The 23,428-nt window shown below is 73.5% G+C and carries 6 protein-coding genes; 3 read left to right on the forward strand and 3 right to left on the reverse strand.

Annotation, left to right across the window (positions count from 1 at the left end; all coding sequences use genetic code 11):
- Position 1: 1 nt before the first annotated feature.
- The 3 genes from V6U90_RS14820 (at position 2) to V6U90_RS14830 (ending at position 4,273) form a co-directional block, all read left to right on the forward strand.
- A complete protein-coding gene (locus V6U90_RS14820; RefSeq protein WP_334435890.1) occupies positions 2-1,000 on the forward strand; it encodes a substrate-binding domain-containing protein in 999 nt (332 codons plus the stop codon).
- Positions 1,001-1,109: 109 nt separating this feature from the next.
- On the forward strand, positions 1,110-2,642 hold the full coding sequence (locus tag V6U90_RS14825; RefSeq protein WP_334435893.1) for an FGGY-family carbohydrate kinase: 1,533 nt from the start codon (positions 1,110-1,112) through the stop codon (positions 2,640-2,642).
- The gene (locus V6U90_RS14830) at positions 2,639-4,273 is read left to right on the forward strand and encodes a fucose isomerase (RefSeq protein ID WP_334435896.1); all 1,635 of its coding nucleotides are present in this window, start codon (positions 2,639-2,641) and stop codon (positions 4,271-4,273) included. Before V6U90_RS14825 ends, V6U90_RS14830 begins: the two co-directional genes overlap by 4 nt.
- A 27-nt stretch (positions 4,274-4,300) precedes the next feature.
- Here V6U90_RS14830 and V6U90_RS14835 read toward each other — a convergent pair whose 3' ends face one another.
- The 3 genes from V6U90_RS14835 to V6U90_RS14845 all read right to left on the reverse strand — a co-directional run bounded on the left by V6U90_RS14835 (position 4,301) and on the right by V6U90_RS14845 (position 23,083).
- Positions 4,301-5,353 (reverse strand): LacI family DNA-binding transcriptional regulator, encoded by a 1,053-nt coding sequence (locus V6U90_RS14835; protein WP_334435899.1) that lies wholly within the window; start codon positions 5,351-5,353, stop codon positions 4,301-4,303.
- A gap of 196 nt (positions 5,354-5,549) precedes the next feature.
- Positions 5,550-17,471, reverse strand: coding sequence for an amino acid adenylation domain-containing protein (locus V6U90_RS14840; RefSeq protein ID WP_334435901.1), 11,922 nt, complete (start codon positions 17,469-17,471; stop codon positions 5,550-5,552).
- A 146-nt stretch (positions 17,472-17,617) separates the two neighbouring features.
- Complete coding sequence (locus tag V6U90_RS14845) at positions 17,618-23,083, reverse strand: ATP-binding protein (RefSeq protein WP_334435904.1); 5,466 nt, start codon at positions 23,081-23,083, stop codon at positions 17,618-17,620.
- Positions 23,084-23,428: the final 345 nt, after the last annotated feature.

The raw sequence follows: 23,428 nt of genomic DNA on the forward strand, positions 1-23,428 counted from the left end.
CATGCGCATCCGTACCGCCCTTCTCGCGCTGCTGTTCACCGGGGCGCTGACCTCCACCGCGTGCAGCGTGGAAAAGCCGTCCGACGGCGGCGACACCGCCGCCGCGAACTGCGGCACCGGCAAGAACTTCCTGATCGGCATGGCGCAGGCCAACAACGCCGAGCCCTACCGGCAGGTCATGAACAACGACGTGCAGACCGCGGCGAAGGCCGTCCCCGGCTTCACCGTGGTGGTCTCCGACGCGGCGCAGGACAACAGCAAGCAGGTCGCCGACGTGGAGAACTTCCTCACCCAGAAGATCAACCTTCTGATCATCTCGCCGAACGAGGCCACGCCGCTGACCGCGGTGGTGAAGAAGGCGTACGACCGGGGCATCCCGGTCATCGTGCTCGACCGCAAGGTGGACGGCGAGGCGTACACGGCCTTCATCGGCGGGGACAACGTCGCGATCGGCAAGGCGGCCGGCGAGTTCTACGCCAAGACACTGCTGCCCGACGGCGGCACGGTCATCGAGATCGCCGGGCTGCCCGGGTCCACGCCCGCCGCCGAACGCGCACAGGGCTTCCGGGAGGGCATCGCGGGCAACCCGAAGATCAAGATCGTCGCCTCCCAGCCGGGGGACTGGCTGCGGGAGAAGGGACAGGCGGTGGCCGACGCGCTGCTCAAGGCGCACCCGGACGTGGCCGCCGTCTACGCCCACAACGACCCGATGGCCGAGGGCGCGTACCTGGCCGCGAAGGCGGCCGGGTTGCACACAAAGGTGAAGTTCACCGGCATCGACGCGCTGCCGGTGCCCTCGGGCGGCATCAAGGCCGTCGAGCAGGGCCGGCTCGCCGCGACGTTCCAGTACGCCACCGGCGGCCGGGAGGCCGTCGAACTGGCCCGCAGGATCCTGGTCGACTGCAGCAAGGACATCCCGCGTACCACCACGCTCGACACGATGCAGATCACCAAGGAGAACGCCGCCGAAGCGTACGCCAAGCTCGGCGGCGTCGGCTGAGCGCCGGCCGGCGTGACCCGGCGGCCGGCACCCGGTCGACCGGGCCACGCGACGACAGCACCGGCGCGGTGACCGCAGACCCAGACCTGGAGATCGGGGGAGACCTGGCATGACCGTGGCGGCGGTGGTCGGAGTCGACATCGGCACATCCAGCAGCAAGGGCGTCCTGGTCGACCTGGCCGGGAACGTACTGCGCTCCTGCAGCCGGGAACACCGGGTGGACCGACCGCGACCCGGCTGGGTGGAGATGGACGGCCGGATCTGGTGGGAGGAGTTCGTCGCCCTCACCCGGGACCTGCTCGCCCCGGGCGACGCCCACGTGGTGTCGGTCGGGGTCAGCGGGATGGGACCGTGCGTGCTGCTCACCGACGGCGGTGGTACGCCCCTGCGGCCGGCCATCCTGTACGGCGTGGACACCCGGTCCACACCGCAGATCGCCCGGCTCACCGAGCGGTACGGCACGGACGAGATCCTGCGGCGGTGCGGGTCGACGCTGTCGACGCAGGCGGCGGGAGCGAAGATCGCCTGGGTCGCCGACGCCGAGCCGGAGGTGTTCTCCCGGGCCCGACGGCTGTTCATGCCGAGTTCCTGGCTGGTCTTCAAGCTGACCGGGCGGTACCTGATCGACCAGCACTCGGCCAGCCAGTGCACCCCGCTGTACGACACCGTGGCCCAGGAGTGGTACCGGCCCTGGGCCGACGAGATCGCCCCGGGGCTGGACCTGCCCGATCTGCGGTGGCCCGGCGAGGTGGCCGGCGGCGTGACCGCCGTGGCCGCCGCGGCGACCGGACTGCCGCCGGGCACCCCGGTCGTGACCGGCACGATCGACGCCTGGTCGGAGGCGGTCAGCGTGGGCGCCCAGGGCGTCGGCGACCTGATGCTCATGTACGGCACCACCATGTTCCTGGTGCACACGGTGCCGCACCGGCTGACCAGCCCGTCGCTGTGGGGTACGGTCGGCGCCCTGCCGGGCACCCGCAACCTGGCCGGCGGCATGGCGACCTCCGGGGCGATCACCGGTTGGCTGCGGGAGCTGTTCGACGCCGCCGACTACCCCGAACTCCTGCGCCTGGCCGAGCGGTCCGGGCCGGGCGCGCGGGGCCTGCTCATGCTGCCGTTCTTCGCCGGGGAGCGCACACCCATCCTGGATCCCGACGCCCGGGGCGTCATCGCCGGCCTGACGCTCTCCCACGGGCGGGGCGACATCTACCGGGCCGCGCTGGAGGCGACCGGGCTGGGAGTGCGGCACAACATCGAGACGATCGAGGCGGCCGGTGGCGACATCCGGCGCGTCGTGGCGGTGGGTGGCGGCACCCAGGGCGGCCTCTGGACGCAGATCGTCTCGGACATCACCGGCCGGACCCAGCACATCCCGTCGGTCACCATCGGTGCCAGCTACGGGGCGGCGTTCCTGGCCGCCGGGGTGGTGGAGCAGGTGCTCATCCACCGGTGGAACCCGATCCGGGAGGTCCGCGAGCCGCGCCCGGCGCTCGCCGCCGACTACGACGAGCTGTACCAGCTGTACCGGGAGCTGTACGTCGGTACGACGTCCATCGCCCACGCGTTGGCCGCCCGGCAGGCGCGCCTTGCGACTCCGACCCCGCCAGGTAACGACGAGCCAGTGGAGGACGTCACCCCGTGAGCAACTACACCTTGCCGATGCTGGTCGACCCGCCGACCGCCGTCCCTCAGACGGTCTACACGGTCGCCAGCGGTGACCTGCGGCTGAGCGCGAACGTCACCTGCTGGCCGACCCAGCAACGCCTGGAGGCGGACCTCGCCGCCGCGGTCACCGCCCTGGGCTGGCACACCCAGCGGGCCCACAAGGTGGACGACGCCACCGGTCACGGCTTCATCGACAGCCAGCGCGCCGGGATCGAGGTCTTCCGGCGCATCCCGGTCGACGCCCCGCTCATCGTCGTGGAGGCGGTGTGGCAGTACAGCCACCACGTGCTGGCCGGACTACGCGCCCACCGGGGGCCGATCCTGCTCGTGGCGAACTGGAGCGGACAGTTCCCCGGCCTGGTCGGCCTGCTGAACCTCGCCGGCAGCCTCACCAAGGCGGGCGTGCGCTACTCGGCGTTGTGGAGCGAGGACTTCACCGACGAGTGGGCGCGCCGGGGACTGAAGACCTGGCTGGAGACCGGCGAGGTGACCCACGACGACAGCCACGTACGGGACCTGCCGTCGTTGCCGTCCGACCCCGAGGTGACGCTCGGCGTGGCGCTGGCCCGTCAGCTGGTACGCGAACGGGCCATCATCGGGGTCTTCGACGAGGGCTGCATGGGCATGTACAACGCGATCATCGATGACGAACTGCTCAACCCGCTCGGCATCTTCAAGGAACGGCTGTCGCAGAGCGCGCTGGTTGCGGAGATGTCGCAGGTACCCGACGAGGAGGCCCACGCGGTGCGGGCCTGGCTCGACGGGGCCGGCCTGACCTTCCACACCGGTACCGACGAGGCGACCGAACTGACCGACGCGCAGCTGCTCAGCCAGTTCAAGATGTACATCGCCGCCCTGCGCATCGCCGACGACTTCGGTCTGGACGCGGTCGGTATCCAGTACCAGCAGGGGTTGAAGGACACCGTGCCGGCGAGTGACCTGGCCGAAGGGCTGCTGAACAACGTGTCCCGACCGCCGGTGATCAGCCGGGACGGGTCGCGTGAGCTCTATCCGGGACAGGCCCTGCCGCACTTCAACGAGGTCGACGAGGGCGTCGCGGTGGACTCGCTGGTCACCAACCGGATCTGGACCGCGATGGGAATGGACCCGGCCACGACGCTGCACGACATCCGCTGGGGAGAGCAGTACGGGCCGGATTTCGTCTGGGTGTTCGAGATCTCCGGCTCGGTCCCGGCGTCCCACAACGGCGGCTACGACCGGTCGTACAGCATGCGGCAACCGCCGATGTACTTCCCGCTGGGCGGCGGCACCCTGAGCGGTGTCTCCCGGCCGGGGGAGATCGTCTGGTCGCGGGTCTTCATCATGGACGGGGTGCTGCACGTCGACCTGGGCCGGGGCAGTGTGGTGGAGTTACCGGCCGCCGAGACGGAGCGCCGGCTCCAGGCCACCACCCCGCAGTGGCCGATCATGCACGCCGTGCTGCACGGCGTGGGCCGCGACCAGTTGATGGCCCGGCACCGGGCCAACCACGTCAACGTGGTCTACGCCGACGACGCCGGGGCGGCCGACCGTGCCCTGCGGGTCAAGGCCGCGATGTTCGACGAACTCGGCGTACGGGTGCACCTGTGCGGTGACGTCGACCTCTGATCCGGGCAGGTGCCGCTGACGCCGGGCTCAGTGGAGCTGTTCGGTTCCACCCCGACGGTCCGGGAGCTGCCCGCCCGGCGGGAGAAGGGCGCGGGTCGAACTCTCGCGGATCCGCAGCGTCGTGTGCAGGGTGACGGTCGAGGGCGCCTTCGCCGGGTGGGCGATCCGCTCGGTGAGCAGCGACGCCGCAGCCCGCCCCAGGTCGTACGTGGGCTGCGCGACGGTGCTCAGTGAGGGCCGGACCAGATGGGCCCAGGGGATGTCGTCGAACCCGACCACGCCGCACTGGGCGGGTACGGCGACGGCCCGGTCCAGCAGGCACTCCAGCGCACCCACCGTCATCAGGTTGTTGGCGACGAAGACCGCGTCCGGTGGCTCGGCCGCGCTCAGCAGCGACGCCATGGCCTGGTACCCGCCGTCTTCGCGGAAGTCGGCGAACCGGACCAGTTCCTCCGTCACAATCCGGCCGTGCGTGTGCAGGGCCCGCTGGTATCCGCGTAGTCGTTGCAGGGCGGTGGAGATCCGGCGTGGTCCGGTGATGCAGGCGACCCGGCGGTAGCCACTGTCGATCAGGTGGGCGGTGGCCGTCTCGGCTCCATGGACGTTGTCCACGAGCACGGTGTCCACGGCCACCCCCCGGGGCTGCCGGTCGATGACCACGACCGGCATCCCGGCCTCGGTGAGCCGGTTGATCAGGGCCGGTCGCCCCGACGGTGAGATGATCACGCCGGCCATCCGTTCGGCCAACGCCGCAGTCACGTAACGGGACTCCTTGTCGGGATCCTCGTCCCCGTTGCAAAGGACCACCGAGAAGCCCGCCTCCTGCGCCACGTCCTCGATGCCGCGCACCAGCGAGGTGAAGAAAGGATTGCCGATGTCGGAGATGATCACAGCCCAGAGGCTGGTCCGCTTCCGGCGCAGGCTGCGGGCCACCGCGTTGGGCCGGTAGTCCAGGTCGAGCATCGCCTGGCGGACCCGCGCCGCCAGGTCCGGATCCACCGACGCGTGCCCGTTGAGCACCCGGGACACCGTCGACGCCGAGACCTCGGCCACCCGAGCCACGTCATAGATGGTCGTCATGCGGCCGTCCCTCGTCGGTGTCTTGCGCCCAGTCCAGCAGCGGACCCAGAAAGCGGTCGCACGAGCGTCACTGCCCGTCGCGGCCAACCATGCAAGGATGGTCAATCCGAGAGCCTATACGGGCAGGAATTCGATTTCTCCCACGGCCGGGCTGGATCGGACCCGGGGCGGCGACATGACCCAGGGGCGGGTTGTCCTACCAGGCGGTCGGGTCCGGCTCGATGAGCTGGCGCAGGAGGTGCAGTGGCGCTGCGGTGATTCCGGCCCCGGTCAGCGCCTGCGCGTAACCGGTTGCCGTGGCGAGGTCCACCGGACCGTGTACCAGGGGCAGGGTGGGTGTGGCGGCCCGGAGCAGTGACTCGAGCTGGCAGGAGGCGATCGTGTCGGGCAGGCCGAAACCCGCCGCGTGCCCGGCCGCCACTGCGGGCGGCAGGTCCGCTGGCACGGTGCGCCCGGTGCGTCCCAGGTGGAGCAGGCCGCCGCCGACGACGAGGACGTCGCGGTCGCGTCGCATCCGGGCCAGCGCGCGGGCGGGGTCCAGGGCGTGCGGGAAGGAGTCGTCGACCACGATCGTGCCGGGACGGAGCCGGTCGACGTCGATCGGCTGATTCGCCGCGCTCGTCGCCCCGATGACCACGTCCGCGGCGTACACGGCGCCGGGGACCCCGGGCGCGGACTGACACACCTCGACGGTGCCGGGGAAACCGTCGGCCCGTAGGCGTGCGGCGTGGGTGGCCAGCCGGGGTGTTGCGGCGGGAATGTCGCAGAGTACGAGCCGGGCCGGCGGGTGTGGGGCGCGGGCGAGCAGCAGCTGCAACGAGGAGGAGCCGATCGAGCCGAGGCCGACGACGGCGAGGGTCCGTCCGGCGAGGGTCCGTCCGGTCGCGGCCAACGCCGCCTCCACCGCCAGTACCACGGAGACGGCGGTGACCGCGTGTCCCGTGGTCACCGCCACGGTGGTACTGGCGTACCGCAGTACGCCGGTGCCGTAACCGGTGTGGGCGGGGATCATCCCGGCGAGCGACACGCACCGGGCTCCGAGGCCGGCGGCGAGGTCGACGGCATGGGCCGTTTCGGCGGCGAGTGTCTCCCGGGCACCGGCCAACTCGTCGGAGAAGCGCGGAAGGCAGACGAATCCCGAGGTCCCCAGTGGGGTGGTCAACTCCTCCAGCAGCCGGGGGCGGCCGCCCGGGAAGAGCAGGCCGCGTAGGTGCTCCCGGGACAGGCTCCCGGCGGGTAGACCAGCGATCGCGGCCAGCTGCGCCGGCGGTGGTAGATAGCCGACGATGGCTGCGGTCAACTGCGCCGGCGACGGCCCCGACGCCGGGGCGGGCAACGGGGCCGGTGCGGCGCTCTCCGCCGCGCCCGCTCCGGCGGCCGGTGCCGGGCGCGGCCGGGTGGCTGCCGTCGCTGCGGTGGTGAGGTCGTCCCGCAGCCAGTCGGCGAGGCGGGCGAGCCCGGTCGGGCTCACCGCCGCTGCGGAACCGCGGACCGTGATCCGTAGGCCACCCGACACGGGCCGGGCGGTCAGGAACAGGTCGGTGCCGATCGGCGGCGGCGCCAGGTCCGTGTCGTCGTCGTCCCAGCTCAGCCTGAGTCGGCCGGGGCCGGGACGGGACCTGCCCGGGTTCGGGCCGGCGGCCGGGCCCGGCCCGGGTGTGCCGAGCGCGTCGAAGTCCAGGAAGCTGAAGAAGAACTGGGCGCCGACCGGGGCTCCGTCCCGTCCCACGGTGGGTCCGACGGCCGTGATCGACGGCGGATGGTCGTGCTGCCGGGCTGCGGCGACCTCGGCGGCGATGTGGGCCAACTGGTCCGGGAACGCGGCCGTGCCGTACAGCCGGAGCGGCAGCATCGTCGCGCACGGACCGAAGACGCGGTGCAGATCGGGCAGGGGGTGGTCCCGGCCGGTGACGGCCAGACCGACGACCAGGTCGTCCTGACCGGTGAACCGGGTCAGCGCCCGGTGGTACCCGGTCAGCACCGTGGCATGCAGGGTGGTCGCCGCACCGGCAGCGAGCCGGCGCAGACCGGCGACGACCGGAGCATCGAGGGTGAAGCCGCACACCGGTGCCGGCGCGGTCGCCGGTACCGACCCGTCGTCGTCCCGGTCGCGGCTGGTCGACCCGGATCCACGATCCGTGCGCAGCACCGGTGGCTGGTACGGCCGGCCGAACCGGCGCGCCCACCAGGAGCGTGCGGTGGGATCCGGTGGGGCGCCCGCCCGGCGGGTCAGCAGCGCCACGTAGTCCCGGAAACTCGTCCGCAGCGCGGGAAGCCCGTCGGACTCGCCTGCGGCCAGCCGGTGGTAGACCGCCAGCAGTTCGCGGCCCAGCAGGGCGACGCTGTACCCGTCGCCGATCAGGTGGTGCGCGTGCACCAGCAGGACGTGCTCGTCCGGTGCCAGCGCCAGGAGGCGTAGCCGCAGCAGGGGCCAGGCCCACGGCTCGAACCGCCGGCTGCGCTCCTCGGCGACGCGGGTGGCCAGGTCGGCGGGGGCGGGCAGCACCTCGTACCCGACCGGCAGCCGCAACGACACGGGCAGCTCCTGTTGCACCGGCGGCCGGGTGCCGGCGGGGAAGACCACCCGGAGCATCTGGTGCCGCGCGACGAGGACGTCGACGGCGCGTTGGAACACCTCCCGCCGTACCGGCCCGTGTAGCCGCAGTCGGGCCAGCCAGGTGGTACCGGCACCCGGTGAGACCGCGTCGGCGAGCAGGAACCCGCGCTGGGTCGCCGTCACGGGGAACGGAGCCGTCGGATCCGCAGCGGAGCCGGGCGGGGAGGTCACGTCGCCGGGGCCGTGCCGGTCGGCGCATCCGGCCGGGGCGTCCCCGGTCGCCCGGACGACCTCCCCGGTCGCCTGGACGACTTCCCCGGTCGCCCGGACGACCTCCCCGGTCTCCGCATCGATCGCGGCGGCGAGTTCGGCGAGGGTCCGGTGCTGGTAGATGACGGTCGGGCTCGGCGCGGCCGGGACCTTCTCCCGTAACCGGGCGAACACCTCCAGGACCAGGATGGAGTCGCCGCCGAGGGCGAAGAAGTCGTCGTCCGGTCCGATCGCCGGCAGGTCGAGCAGGTCGCGCCAGATCTGGGCCAACCTCTCCTCGGTGCCGGTGCCGGTGCCGGTGCCGGTGCTGGTGTCAGTGCCCGTCCCGCCGTCGACCGGCGGCCCGCTCCGGACCCGGGCCCACAACCGGTCCCGGTCGACCTTGCCGACGGCTGTCAGCGGCAGGCTCTCCAGCAGGTGGATCCGGGCCGGGACCAGGTGTTCCGGCAGGCTGGTACGGAGATGGGCGCGCAGCCCGGCCACCGTCGGGGCGGCCCCCGGCACGGGACAGACGAAGGCGTGCAGCCGTGGGTGCGGATCGGTCTGGTGCAGCACCACGGCAGCCGCCACCGCCGGGTGCCTGCGCAGCACCGCCTCGATCTCGCCGGGCTCCACCCGGTAACCGTGGATCTTCACCTGGTCGTCCAACCGACCCAGGAACTCCAGGTCGCCGTCCGGTCCGATCCGCCCCCGGTCGCCGCTGCGGTAGAACCGTTCGCCGTCTCGGACCACGAACACCGCCCCGGTCAACTCCGGCTCACCGAGGTAGCCGGCGGTGAGACCGACCCCACCCAGGTACAGCTCCCCGGCCACCCCGGGGGGACAGTCCCGACCCTCGGCGTCAACGACCCGCACGACCGCCCCACCCACCGGCCGGCCGATCGGGAGCCGACGCACCTCGTCGCCCGGACGCCGGTCGATCAGGTGCCAGGTGGCGTTGATGGTCGCCTCGGTCGGGCCGTACAGGTTGGTGATCCGGCAACCGCTGCCGAACAGGTCGAACCAGCGCCGTACCGGCACCGGCGACAGCTCCTCCCCACCGACGTGGACCCAGCGCAGCGAGGTCAGATCCGGTGCCGCACCGTGTTGTGCCGCCCGTTCCTCGGCGGCCCGCAGGATCCTCTCCCACAGGGTCGGTACCGAACTCCACACGGTGATCCGGTCCCGCTCCAGCCGGGACAGCAGGGCCTCCGGGTCACGCAGCAGGGACCGGGTGAAGGTGACCACGGTGGCGCCGACCAGCAGCGGCGCCAGCAGTTGCCGTACCGAGGCGTCGAAGCAGATCGAGGCGGTCTGCGCGAGCCGGTCCCCGGGTCGGTACCCGAAGGTGGTGACTGCCCAGTCGAGGTAGTTCAGCATCGACCGGTGCGTGACGGGTACGCCTTTCGGTCGTCCCGTCGACCCCGACGTGAAGATCACGTAGGCCGGGTCCTGCGGGGACGGCGTACGGCCCGCCGGTCCCGGATCGGGCCGGGCGGCTCCGTCGCCCGGCCCGGCGGACCGCACCGGTTCGAGCCGGACCAGCCGGGCGTCGTCGCCGATCTGCTGTGCGGCGGTGGCGCACTCGTCGTCGTGCAGGACCAGCTCAGCCCCGGCCCGGGCAAGCTGGTCGCGCAGGCGGGCCGGTGGGTGTCCGGCGTCCAGCGGTACCCACGCGGCACCGGTCCGGAGAATCCCGACGACCCCGACGACCGTGCCGGGCCCTGGCGAGGTGAGCAGCCCCACCCGGTCACCCGGGCCCACCCCGTACGTCGCGAGCAGCGCGGCCACCCCGTCGGCGGCCAGGTCGAGGGACCGGTACGTCAGTGCCGTCGTACCGTCGTGCACAGCCACCGCCTCGGGGGTACGTCGGCACACCGCCCGGATCCGGGCGCTGACGTCGCCACCCTCGGCCGTACCGGCCGCTGCCTCCCGGGCCCGTGACCCGGGTGCCGGGCGGGCACCGGCTGCCGAGGCGGTGTGCCGGGTACCCGCGTCCGGCCGTCCCGCCCCGGCCAGGGCGACCAGTTCCCGCCGGTGCTCGGCGGCGAGCCGGGCCACGGTCGCCCGGTCGAACAGCCGGACCGGGAAGTTCCAGGAGAAGCGCAGCGTCGTGCCGGACTCCCAGCAGAGCAGGCTGAGCCGGGTGGCCGCCGACGCGGTGCCGGCAGCCGTCGCGGCCACCGTGACCGGGCAGTCGGGGTCCCGGTTGACCGGGAAACGGGCGAAACTGAACCCGGCGGGGCTCGCGGTGCGGGGGCCCCCGCCGGCCGGGCCGAGCAGCCGGGCCAGGTCGAGACTGGATACCGAGCCGTGCCGCTGCGCGGCCGACCAGGCGAGGCGGAGCCGATCGGCGAGCCGACCCGCCGGCTCGTCCGGGTCCACGTCGACCAGGAGCGGCAGGGTGTCGGCGAAGGGGCCGACGATCCGGTCGATGCCGGGCAGGCGTGCCTCGCGGCCGGCCCGGGCCACGTTCACCGGGACCCGCCGCTGCCCGCACCACCGGGCCAGGCACCGCACGTATCCGGCGAGAAGCAGATGGAACAGGGAGACCCCGGCGGTTGCGGCATGCTCGCGCAGCCCGGCCACCAGCTCCGTCCCCAGGTGCTCCGGGTGGGTCGCGTACGGGGGAGCGGGCGCGGTGCCGCTGTCACCGTCGAACGGCAACCGTAGCGTCCACCCGCCGCCGGTGAGGATGTCCCGCCAGTACGTCAGGTCCGGTGCCGCCGGGGCCGTGACACCGCGGGCGTACGCGGGGAAGTCGGTGGCCGGCGGCGACGGCTGCGGCGTCCCTCCCCGGGCCAGGACGGTGTAGGTGGCCCACAGCTCCTCGCTGAGCAGGTTGAGGCTGAACCCGTCCCCGGCGGCGTGGTGCATGACGAGCACCAGGTGGCCCCGATCGGGGCTCTCCCGCACGAGTACCGCCCGCAGCGGGGGGTCACGGGTGAGGTCGACCGGGGTGTTGCAGAGTTGCTCCTCCAACGCGGCGAGGGTACCGGTGTGGTGCTGCTCCCGGTACCAGCCCGGACAGGCGGGCGCGGGGACCGCCGGGGACAGGATCACCTGCTGCGGCGCGGTGACCGTGGTGCCAGCCACGAATCTCACCCGCAACATCGGGTGGCGCGCCTCAAGGTGGCCCAGGGCCCGTCCGAGCAGGTCGGTGTCGAGCGGACCGGTAACCGTGTGCCGGACGAGGCCGTAGCTCGCCACGGTCGGGTGGAGCCGCTCGTTGACGTGGAACGCCCGCTGCACCGCGGTCAGCGGGAACCTCTCGTCCCCGTCCGCCACCAGCGGCGTGGGCGCCGGTACCACCGGGGTGGCGGGCTGGGCCGCGAGGTGCCCGGCCAGTTCGGCGATGGTGGTGTACTCGAAGAAGAGGGTGACCGGCAGTTCCCGGCCGAGTTCGTCCTCCAACCGCCTGACCAGGTCCACGGCCGCGAGGGAGTCCAGGCCGAGGGCGAGGAACGAGGTGTCGTCGGCGATCTCCTCCGGCCGGCGGTGCAGCGGTTCGGCGACCAGCCGGCGCAGTAGTTCGCCCAGCTCCGCCACCGTCTGCCCGCCGCCGGGCGGATCCGTCCGGGTGCCCCCGGGTGGCCCGGCGGTCCCGGTGGTGTCCGGCCGTTGGGGGCGCAGGTCCGCGACGACCAGATGGGCCGCGTCGACACTCCCGGCGACCGTCAGCGCCCGTAGCGCCTCGCGGACGGTCAGGGCGCCGATGCCCCCGCCCCCGGCCGGCCGGTCCCCGCCGGGACCGGCGACGACCCCGGCCCGGGCCGCCATGCCGGTGCCGGTGATCGCGGCGAACCCGATCGCCTGGAACGGCCGGCCGGCGGCCCGGTGCGCGGCGGCGAACGCGTCGAGGAAGGCGTTGGCCGCGGCGTAGTCCCCGATCGCCGCCGCCAGTCCGGGCAGCACGGCGCTGACCGACGAGAACCCCACCACCGGCGTGCCGTGGTGGCCGTGCCGGTGCAGTGTTTCGGCGAGCAGGTAGCTGCCGCGTACCTTCGGCGCCAGCACGGCGAGGACATCACCGGGGGACTTCGCCCGCAGGGTGCCCACCCGGATGGTCCCGGCCGCGTGGAACACGGTGTCCAGCCGGCGCGGACCCCCGAGCAGCGCGTCGAGGTCGGCCCGGACGGTGACGTCGCACCGGTGGTACTCCACGGTGGCGCCGGCCCCGGACAGCTCGGCCAGCAGCGCGGCGGGGGCCTGCGCGGAGCGGCCGGCCAGCAGCAGGGTCGGGCGGCCCTGGCGGGCCAGGGCGCGGGCCAGGTCGGCACCGAACCCGCCGGCCCCGCCGAGGATCACGTGGACCGCGCCCGGGTCGGTGGCGTCCGGTGCCGGCCGGTCCGGTGGCGTCGGTACCTCGGTGAGGAACCGGGTGAGGCGGGATCCGCCGCGCCAGGCCACGCCGGTCGCCGTGACCCCCTCAGCTCCCGCCGGCCCGGACACACCGGTGACCCCCTCGGCTCCCACCGGCCCGGACACACCGGTGAGCCCGGACAGCTCCCGGCAGACGGATTCCACCCGCGCCGCCACACCGTCGAGGCTGGACAGATCCGTCGCCCGGACCAGCAGGTCGGGCCGCTCGTCGGCCAGGGCGGCGGCCAGCCCGGTCAGCACCCCCTGCACCGGGCGGGGCCGTTCCACCGCCGCGCCGGTGACGTGGACGTCCTCGGTGATCACCAGCAGCCGTCCCGGTCCGTCGTCCAGCCCGCCCAGCAGGGCGTGGAAGGCGTGCACCAGGCCCGACACGACGGTGTCGAGTGTGCCCACGTCCGGCGGGTCGACTGCGGCACCGGCGAGGAACACGGCCACGTCGTGGCGACCCGGTGCGGGCGCCCCGGTCTGCGGTGCCGTGGCCGGTCCGGTGGGGCGTACCTCGACGCCCCGCGCGGTGAGGGCGGCGGAGAGCCGGTCGGCGAGCGGACTCCCGGCCGCCCCGGCACCCGGGCCCCACAGCCAGACCCTCGCCGGCAACGGGTCGGCCGGCAGGGGTGTCTCCCGCCAGGCGACCCGGTGCAGCGGAACGGCACCGGACCCGCCCGGGTCCGCAGCCCCCGGTGGCCGGTACGCCCGCCGCTCGAACGGGTAGGTCGGCACGGCGACCCGCCGATGGCCGGCATACAGCGCGGACCTGTCCAGGGGACCACCCCGCGCCCAGAGCAGCCCCACCGCCGCCAGCAGCGACCCGGCCCCGGTCACCCCCTCCGGGTGCGGGGACGGGTCGAGCACGGCCAGCACGTGGACCGGTCCCTCACCGGCCTCCGCCCGGGCCGTCTCGCCGAGCGGGCCGGCCGGCCCGAGTTCGACGAAGGTGTCGTACCCGTCGTCGCGCAACCGCCGCAGCGCCGCCCGCAGCGCCGGTGCGTCCGCCGGGCCGGTCGACCCGTCTGGACCGGCCGGCTCCGGGACCCCGACGCTGGTGAGGGCGACCGCGAGCCGGACCGCCTCGGCGACGTCGCGCACCCCGGAAGCGGCGGACGCGGCGAGTTCCCCCGTCCCGTCCCCGAGTACCGCGTCGGGTGGCATTCCCCACGCGGTGAGCTGCCGGGCCACCGCGAGCCCCACCGCGACGTTCACCGCCGCCGCGACCGTCCGGGCGTCCCGCGTCCGTTCCGGGTCCACCGTCCCGGCCAGGCACCAGGACAGCAACGGACGCCCGGCCACCGGGCCGGCGGCCGCGGAGGCGTCGGCGAGGACCGCCCGGAACACCGGCAGCCGGTCGTGCAGGTCCCGCACGGCACGCACGGGCGGCACCGGCGCGTCCACACCCGGGAAGAGGAACACCGTGCGGGGCCGGCGGGTGACCGGCCCGTACGCCGGGGCGGTCGCCGTAGCGGCCAGCCGGTCGGCCAGGTCGGCGGTGCCGACCACCGCCAGCCGGTACGGCCCGTCGTCGCGGGCCGTGCCGGCGCTGGCGCACACGTCGCCCGGATCGAGTTCCGGGTGTTCGCGCAGGTGCCCGGCGAGGTCGCGGGCCGCCCGGCGCAGCGCGGTACCCGTGTGCGCGGAGAGGGTCACCAGGTGCCAGTCGGGTTCCCCGCTGGCTGTCGTGGGTGCGGGTGGGGCGGGCGGCGCCTCCTGCAGGATGGCGTGGGCGTTCGTACCGCCGAAGCCGAACGCGTTCACCCCGGCCACCAGTGACGCGGGGGCGGTCCACTCGCGTGTCCCGGTGACCACCGCGAAACCCGCCGTGGCGAGATCGAACCGGGTGGACGGCCGCACGTGGTGCAGGGACGCCGGCAGCCTTCGGTGGCGCAGCGCGAGCACCACCTTCACCAGCGACGGCATTCCGGCGGCGTTGAGCAGGTGACCCAGGTTGGTCTTGACCGACCCGAGCCAGCGCGGTGTCCCGTCGGGCTGCGGGGGGAACGCGTGCGCCAGGGACCGTACCTCCACCGGGTCACCCAGCGCGGTGCCCGTACCGTGGGCCTCGACGTAGCTGACCCGGGCCGGATCGACCCCCGCCTCCCGGTACGCCCGCTCGATCACCTTCCGCTGCCGCCGCGGGTTCGGCGCGAGCAGGCTCAGCGACCGGCCGTCGTTGCCGACCGCCGTTCCGGTGACCAGTGCGAGTACCTGGTCACCGGCGGCGTCGGCGTCGGCGGGCCGGCACAGCACGAGCGCGGCGCCGCCCTCGCCGGGGACGAAGCCGTCGGCGTCCGCGTCGAAGGCGCGGCACCGTCCGGTGGGGGAGAGTGCCTCGGCGGCGCCGAGCAGCCGGTACCCCGTCGGGGTGAGGTTGAGGTTGACCCCACCCACCACCGCGATGTCGCATTCGCCGCTGGCCAGGCTGCGCCCGGCGAGATGCAGCGCGACGAGCGCCGAGGAGCAGGCGGTGTCCACCGCCACGGCCGGCCCGGTCAGGTCGAGCAGCTGCGCCAGCCGGGCCGCCACCAGGTTGCGCAGGTTCCCGGCCAGCGCTGCCGCCGACGTCACCGGCCCGTGGTGGGCCAGCAGCTCCGGATAGCCGCTCTCCCCGACGGCGGCGAAGACGCCGATGCGGCGGCCGTGCCGGCGCGGGCCGGCGTACCCGGCGCGTTCCAGCGCCTCGTACCCGATCTCCAGGAACAGCCGGGCGTGCGGATCCGCGTAACGGGCCTCCTCGTCGGTGAGCCCGAAGAACCCGGCGTCGAAGAGCATCGGGTCGTCGAGGAAGGAGCCCCAACGGGGCATGTCCTCCGGCGTGACCCACCGGTGGGCGGGGGCCGGGCGGACCGCGTCCCCGCCCTCGACCAGCCACTGCCAGAACTCCTCCGGACTGTCCGCGCCGGGGAACCGGCAGGCCATCCCGATCACCGCCATGGTCCCCGTCGTCGTCGCGGGGCCCGGGTCGGTGACCACGACCGGCCCGGTCGCCGCCGGCGGCTCGGCCGCCCGGGCGACGATCCGGTCGGTCAACGCCGCCACGGTCGGACAGTCCCGCAGGTCCGCCGGATCGAGCGTGGTGCCGAAGGCATCCTCCAGCCCGGCGAGCACCTCCATCGCCTTGAGCGAGGAGCCGCCGATGGCCAGGAACCGGTCGTGCGGGTCGATGGTGGTGGCCGGCCGGTCCAGCACCCGGGCCCACACCTGACCGACCAGCCGTTCGACCTCGTGCCGGGGCATCCGCGACACCGCACCCGAGGACCGGTCGGACGGGGTGTGCGACGGGTACCAGCGCCGTTCCCGGTCGGCGAAGTCACCGGCCAGGTACCGTTCCCGCATCCGCCGCCGGCGCAGCTTTCCGCTGGTGGTGCGGGCGAACGCGCCAGGTGGCAACGGCAGCACCCGGACCTCGTCGTGCCCCGACGCCTCCGACACCCGGGCCCGGGCCGCGTCGAGCACACCGGCTGCGGCGGACGGGGGCCGGGCCCACGGCACGAACACCACGATCCGCTCACCACCACCGTCCGGATCGGTGCAGCCGACCACCGCAGCCGTGCCCGCCGGGAGGCCAGGGGTGGCGGCGGCCACCTCCTCCAGGTCAGGGGCGTGGAAGGTACGGCCGTTGACGAAGACCACGTCCTTGGCCCGGCCCGTGACGCAGAGCCGCCCGCCCCGCAGGAAACCCAGATCACCGGTACGCAGCCAGCCGTCCACGAAGGTCTCCCGGCTGGCCTGCGGTGCCCGGTGGTAGCGGCGGGCCACGTTCGGTCCGCGTACCTCGATCATGCCCACCCGGTCCTCGCCCACCGGCCGGCCCCGGTCGTCGACGATCCGCAGCGCACAGTCGGCCACCGGGTGACCCAGGTCCATCAGCTCCACCGCCTGCGGTCCCGGGCGGGCCGGTACCGCCCGCCCCCGGCTCAGCTCGCCCCGGTCCAGCACCAGCGGTGCCGCCACCTCCCCGGACGGGGGGAAGGTCACCGCGAGGGTCGCCTCCGCCAGGCCGTACACCGGTTGCGGTGCGGCCGGAGCGAGACCGGCCGGGCGGGTGTGGGCCAGGAAGGCCCGCCACACCGCCGCCGAGATCGGTTCCGCCCCTACCGCGACGAACCGGACGCAGCTCAGGTCCAACGCGGCGAGGGTGTCCGCCGGCACCCGACGGACCGCCAGCGCCAGCGCGAAGTTCGCCGCCGACAGCAGGGTCGCCCGGTGCCGGTGGGCGGTGGTGAACCACAGCGCGGGCCGCTTGGCGAACGCCAGCGGCGGGATCCGTACCTGCTTGAGGCCCACCGCGAGGGGCGTCAGATGGGTACCGATCAGCCCCATGTCGTGGAAGTAGGGCATCCAGGTGACCAGCACGTCGTCCGGATGCGCGCCGGTGGCGACCCGGGCCTGCTCCAGGTTGGCCAGAACGTTGGCGTGGGTCAACTCCACGCCCCGGGGCGACCCGGTGCTGCCCGAGGAGAACTGCAGGAACGCCACGTCGTCCGGCGTCGGCGCGGGCAGGCTGGCCGGCGGCCGACCGCTACGCAGCCCGGCCAGCCGCAGGACCGGCCCGGGCAACCCGTCAGCCACCCCTGCGGTGGCGTCGTCGGTCACCACCGCCGCCCCGGTCAGCAGTTCGCGGACCGCCCGTACCCGGGACGGCTCGGGCGGCAGCGGGACCGGTACCAGCCCGGCGGCGAGCGCGCCCCAGAACATCGGCTGGAAGTCGTCCCCGGCGTCGGCGAGCAGGAGCACAGGCGTACCGGGAGCCACTGCGGCGGCCTGGAACCCGCCGGCCACCCGCAGCGACTCGTCCCGCAACTCGCGGTGGGTGACCGCGTGCTCGCTGCCGTCCTCCCGCACGTGCACGATGACCTGGTCCGGCGTGGTGTCGGCGGCGTCGAGGAGGACGTCGAGCAGTGTCCGGCCGCCGCCGGAGCCGGGCAGGTTCCGCACGCCGACGATGCTAGTGATCAACGCGGCCCGCCGGAGCCGTCCGGGCGGGGCGAACCGGGTGGATGTTCGTGTGCGACCTGGTGGATGGTCCGTCGGACAGGGTGTGTCCCTGTCCGACGGACCATCGCGTCGGGCCGGCTTCGGGGCTAACGCAGGTGGGACTCGATGGCCTCGATGATCCGTGGGCGGAGTTCGGCGGCGCGGATGACGGCGTCGACGGAGCCGACCTTGACCGCGCGCTGGATGTTGTGCACGCGGTCGAACTCTGCGGCCACCTCGCCGAGCTTCTCCGCGCGGACCGACGAACGGAGTTCGTCGAGCTCTGCGGTCAGCGCGGCGCGGTCGGCACCGGAGGCCGCCGCGACGCGGGCCTCCAGGTCCCGTACGCGCGAATCGGCCGCGGTGCGGGCGTTGACGTCGCCGGAGAACACCACCGCGGCGGCGGGGGCGCCGCCGAGCACCGAGGCGAACGAGCCCTCCAGCGCGAGTACGGTCATGTTCGGGTTCAGCGCCTTCGAGAACACCACGAACGCGCCGCCGTGGTACCGCGAGATCACGCAGAACACGATGGGCCCGCGGAAGTTCACGATCGCGCGGCCGATCTCGGCGCCGTACTCCAGCTGCAGCTTCCGCATCGACTCCGGCGAGCCGTCGAAGCCCGACAGGTTCGCCAGCACCACCAGCGGCCGGTTGCCGCTGGCCGCGTTGATCGCCCGCGCGGCCTTCTTCGACGACCGTGGGAACAGCGTGCCCGCGGTGTAGGTGTCCGGGCCGTCGGTGGGCGGGAAGCCGCGCCGCGGCACCGACCGTGACTCGATGCCGAGCAGGCACACCGGCATGCCACCGAGGTGTACGTCCTGCACCACGGCGGTCTCCGCGTCGGCCATGCCCGCCCAGCGTTCCAGCACCGGGTGGTCCTGGTCGGAGAGCGCCCGCATCACCGTCCGGATGTCGAACGGCTTCTTGCGGTCAGGGTTGGCCTCGGCGGAGAAGATCTCGCCGACGGTGGTGAAGTCGCTGCCCGCCACGACGTGCGGGAAGTCGGAGACGTCGCGGTCGACGGGGTCGGTCGTGGTCGCCCGCCGTGGGGCGTCCTCGCCGGGTGCGACGTACGTGTGGTCGTAGTACGACATCAGCACGTCCCGCGCGGCGCCCAGGTTCGGCGCCCAGTACTGCGCCTGCCCGTTCGGGCCCATCACCCGGTCGTAGCCGCCGATGCCGAAGTTGTCCTCGGCCGACACGCCACCGGAGAAGTCGAGCGACTGCTTGCCGGTGAGCACCATCGCCGAGTCCGGCGTCATCACCAGGATGCCCTTGGTGTGCATGAGCATCGTCGCCTCGGCGTTCCAGTACGGCTGCGCACCGACGTTGATGCCCGCGACCACGATGTTGATCTCGCCGCCGTCCTGGGTGAACTCGACGATCCGCTTGAGCGCCGCAGCCACCCAGTCCATGTTCTCCGTGCCCGACTCCATCGAGATCCGGGCACCGGAGGACAGCGCGTACCACTCCAGCGGCACCCGCAGCCGCTCGGCCAGGTCCAGCGCGGCGATCACGCGGCGGCACTCCGGCTCCGACAGCGCGCCGAGCGACTTCGTCGGGTCACCGAGCAGTACGACCCTGGTGATGCCCTGCGGGTGCCGCCGGGTCGGCGTGGTGACCACGCCCGCGACGATCGCCGCGGTGTTGCGGCCCTTCGGTCGGTCGACCGGCACCAGCGCGTGGTTGCCGTCGAGGTCGTGCTCCACGAAGTCGCCGAGCAGGCCGGTCAGCTCGTACGGGTACACCGTGTTGCGGCTGCTCGCGCGCAGTACCTTCTGCCGGTAGTCGTCGAGCGGCTCGAGCGGCTCGTCCGACGGCTCGCCGACGGTCAGCTCGGTGCCGCCGGTGGCGTCGAAGGAGATGCGCACGGCGACCTTGGTCAGTTCGCCGGTGTTCCGGTCGCGCTGCCGCGCGATGAACAGGATCTCCTCCAGCCCGGCGCCCGCGGTCGTCGGCAGCACCCGCCCGGCGATCATCTCCAGCTCCGCGCGGGTGATGTCGCTCGGCGGCCAGACGTAGATCACGATCCGGTTGGTGTTGAAGCGCTTCTTCGACGGCCGCTGCGACTGCGCCCGGCGGATCGAGTCGAGGCAGGTGGCGATGGTGTCCTCGGCCGTGGGCAGCGCGACCAGCCTGCCGTCGTGCTCGCGCAACTCGGTCAGGTCGCGTACCTGCGCGAACGCCACGAGGCGGTCGTCCGACGGGTTCTCCCGCGCCACGCACTGGAAGAGGTAGACCTCCTCGTCCGACGACGGCAGCCGGGTGAGGTCGAACTTGCGCAGCCGCTCCAACTGCATCCGCTGCGCGATGTACGGGTGCAGGCCACGGATCAGCCGCTCCTCGGTCATCCCGGTGGTCGACGGGCGGAACGTGAAGTGGTGGTGCATCACCGCACCGCTGCGGCCCGCGACGGTGGCGGTGAGCCGGCGGACCTGGGTCGGCAACGGGTGCGCGCTGATGACCTCGTGCAGCGCGGCGGCCATCGCGTCGAAGTCCGCCGGCTGCCGCTCCCAGGCGAGGTAGATGTCGGCGTCGATGGCGTCCTCGCCGCTCGCCAGCTCGGCGAGGCCGCGCAGCGCGCCGCCCAGCGCGTCGAAGCTCACCGCCGAGGAGACCACGCACGAGTCCGCCCGCTCGGCGACCACGAACGTGCAGCCCGCGACCTCGCGGGTGCGGACGCCGGTGAGTCCCTTGTTGCCGTAGTACCGCCGGGTCAGCACCTCCAGCATGATCGAGTTGTCCAGGTGGTCGCGGACCAGCCGCTGGCCGAGCAGCCGCACCAGCGGCTCGGTGCTGCGGACCATCTCGGCGATGCGCTCGGCGCGGTCCGACGCGTCCGGGTGCGCGTCCAGGTGGCGCAGGTGCCGGCGGACGTCGGCGTAGACGCGGGCGCGGGTCCGGCGCAGCAGCGGCTGGGCGAACCAGGCGAACACCACCCCGTGCGCGAGGTCGGAGACCACCGGGAAGCGGACCTGCGTCGCGGACACCAGCCGCTCCAGCGCCAGACCGGCCGGCTCGCGCAGCGTCTCGTCCGGCGGCGGCTCCCGCAGCCACGCGCGCAGCAACGTCGCAATCACCCGGGCGTCGGCGGAGGCACGCTGCTGGGCGAGGAAGATCCGGAACACTGCGGCTTCGAGGTCGGGGGAGCGCTCCAGCTCGGTGACACCGTAGTGCCCGAGCGCCTTGGCGAGCTTGGCCTGGAACGCCTCCGGCAGCCCGGCCCGCTCGACGTCGAGGCTCTGCAGGTAGGTGTGGAAGTACTCGCGGGCGCTGGGTACGTGCCCGGCACCGCCGCCGTCCTCACCCGCCGGCCGGTTGCGGCTCAGCTCGGCGAGGTCGGCGAAGACCTCGATGAGGGCGAGTTCCTCGGCCAGCGGCCGGTGGCCGTCCTCGGTGGCCGCCCGACGCGCGGCGAGGTAGTCGTCGAGCACCCGGCGCTCGTCGTGCGGGTCGACGTCGAAGCCCAGCAGCAGGCTGCGCAGGTCCTCCTGGCCACGCGTGGCGCGATTCCGGGCCGGGATCGTGGCGGGCGCGGCGGGCAGGTCCAGCTCGACGGACCCGGCGGACGAGGTGTCCTCGGCTTCGGCGGTGTCGTCGGCGAGCGGCTCCAGCCGCAGCAGCGGTGCACCGGTCTCCACCTGGCTGCCCACGGACACGGCGCATTCCTTCAGCCGGGCCCGGAACGGCGCCCGCAGCACCGTCTCCATCTTCATGCTCTCCAGCACCAGCACCGGGGCGCCTGCCTCGACCTCGGCGCCGACCTTCAGCGGCGTGGCGACGACCAGCGCGGGCGCGGGCGAGCGGACGACGCCACCCTCGTCGCGGCTGACCCGGTGCGTCACACCGTCGACCTCCACCAGGTGGATCGGCCCGTGCGTGTCGGTGAGCAGGCGGTACCGGGTGCCGTTGACGACGACCTGCCCGGTGTGCCGGTCGAAGCGGTCGAGCTCGACGTCGGCGGTGCGTATGTCGTCGCCCACCTCGATGCCGACGCGGAACCGGTGTGCGCCGACCCGCGCCACCCGCACGCGGTAGCCGACGCCCCGCAACTTGAGGTCCAGCGGGCGGCCACTGTCGTGCTGCACCTGCGGGCGTCCGCCGAACGCCGTGGACAGCAGCCGCTGCCGCTCGACGCGTTCCTCCTCCTCGTACGCCTCGATGGCGGCGGCCGCCAGCGCGACGGCGGAGTGCCGGTGCGAGACGAGCCTGCCCTCGCCGCGGACGCGGTCGATCCAGCCGGTGTCCGCGCTGGCGTCGATCACCTCGGGCTGGTCGAGCAGGTCGAGCACGAAGCTCTTGTTGGTCGCGCCGCCCTCGATGACCACCGTGGTCTGCGCCATCGCCCGGCGCAGCCTGCCGAGCGCCTCGCTGCGGTCGCGGCCGTAGGCGATGATCTTCGCGATCATCGAGTCGAAGTTGGCGGGGATCGTGTCACCCTGGCTGACGCCGGTGTCCACCCGGATGCCCGGTCCGGCGGGCAGGTCCAGCCGGGTGATGCGGCCCGGGGACGGCGCGAAGTCGCGGTCGGGGTCCTCGGCGTTCAGCCGGGCCTCGATGGCGTGGCCGCGCTCCACCGGCGGGGTGCCGTCGAGGCGCCCGCCCGAGGCCACGTGCAGCTGCGCCTTGACCAGGTCGAAGCCGGTGGTGGACTCGGTGATCGGGTGCTCGACCTGGAGGCGGGTGTTGACCTCCAGGAACGCGAACAGCCGGTCACCGGGGTGGTACAGGAACTCGACGGTCGCCGCGCCCCGGTAACCGACCGCGACGGCCAGCCGTTCGGCCGACGCCTTCAGCTCGGCCGCCTGGTCGGGGCTGAGCACCGGCGAGGCCGACTCCTCGATGACCTTCTGGTTACGCCGCTGCACCGAGCAGTCACGGACACCGAGCGCCCATGCCGTGCCCTGACCGTCGGCGATCACCTGGACCTCGACGTGCCGGGCGCCGGTGACCAGACGCTCCAGGAACACGACGCCGCTGCCGAACGCCCGCGCGGCCTCCTGGCTGGTGCGCTCGTAGGCGTCCACCAGCTCGGCCTCGTTCGTGATCACCCGGATGCCGCGCCCACCGCCGCCGGCGGTCGCCTTCAGCATCAGCGGGTAGCCGATCCCGGCTGCCGCTGCCACCGCGGCCTCCAGGGTCTCCACCGCGCCGCGGCTCCACGGCGCGACCGGCACGCCGACCTCCTCGGCGATCAGCTTCGCGCCGATCTTGTCGCCGAGCTTGCGCATCGCGTCCGGGCTCGGTCCGACGAAGGTGACGCCGATCCGCGCGCACAGCTCCGCGAACGCCGGGTCCTCGGCGACGAAGCCCCAGCCGACCCATGCCGCGTCGGCCCCGGTCTCCACCAGCGCCCGCTCCAGCACCTTCAGGTCCAGGTACGGGCGCGCGGATGCGGGACCGAGCTCGTAGGCGATGTCGGCCTCCCGCACGAAGGTGGCCGTGCGGTCGACGTCGGTGTGCAGCGCGACGGTCTCGATCGGATTCCCGGTCTCCGCGGCCAGGTCCCGGACGGCGTGGATGAGCCGCATCGCGGCCTCACCACGGTTGACGATGGCGATACGACTGAACACCCGAACGAGCCCCTCCTGCCCAGGGCGCTAGTCGGTGGACCGGCGAGCTGGGCGGTTCCTCTTTACGGCGGATGGTGACCGGTCTGAGGGTAGTGGATGGTGGCTGGTCTGAGAATAGTGGATGGTGACTGGTCTGGGGGTATTGACCGTGCAGAATCTAATTTGAGTGGCTGATATGTCGTTCGTGTAGTGTCCACGCTTTGGCTGGGTGCGATATCCGAAGCTCCGGACATCCGTTCGTGGTCTCGCTTTCAGGATCCCATTCGTTCGGTACGGCGCCGCGATCTTTCGCTTCGGTTGGCTGATCTCCTGCGACCGGACCCCCTTGGGTGCACCTGCGCCGTC

Source organism: Micromonospora sp. CPCC 206060 (assembly GCF_036906895.1).
Taxonomy (GTDB): Bacteria; Actinomycetota; Actinomycetes; order Mycobacteriales; family Micromonosporaceae; genus Micromonospora.

Coding starts and splice junctions, on each gene's coding strand:
- V6U90_RS14835 (WP_334435899.1), bottom strand. CDS start 5,353: ATGACGACCATCTATGACGTGGCTCGGGTGGCCGAGGTCTCGGCGTCG.
- V6U90_RS14825 (WP_334435893.1), top strand. CDS start 1,110: ATGACCGTGGCGGCGGTGGTCGGAGTCGACATCGGCACATCCAGCAGC.
- V6U90_RS14820 (WP_334435890.1), top strand. CDS start 2: ATGCGCATCCGTACCGCCCTTCTCGCGCTGCTGTTCACCGGGGCGCTG.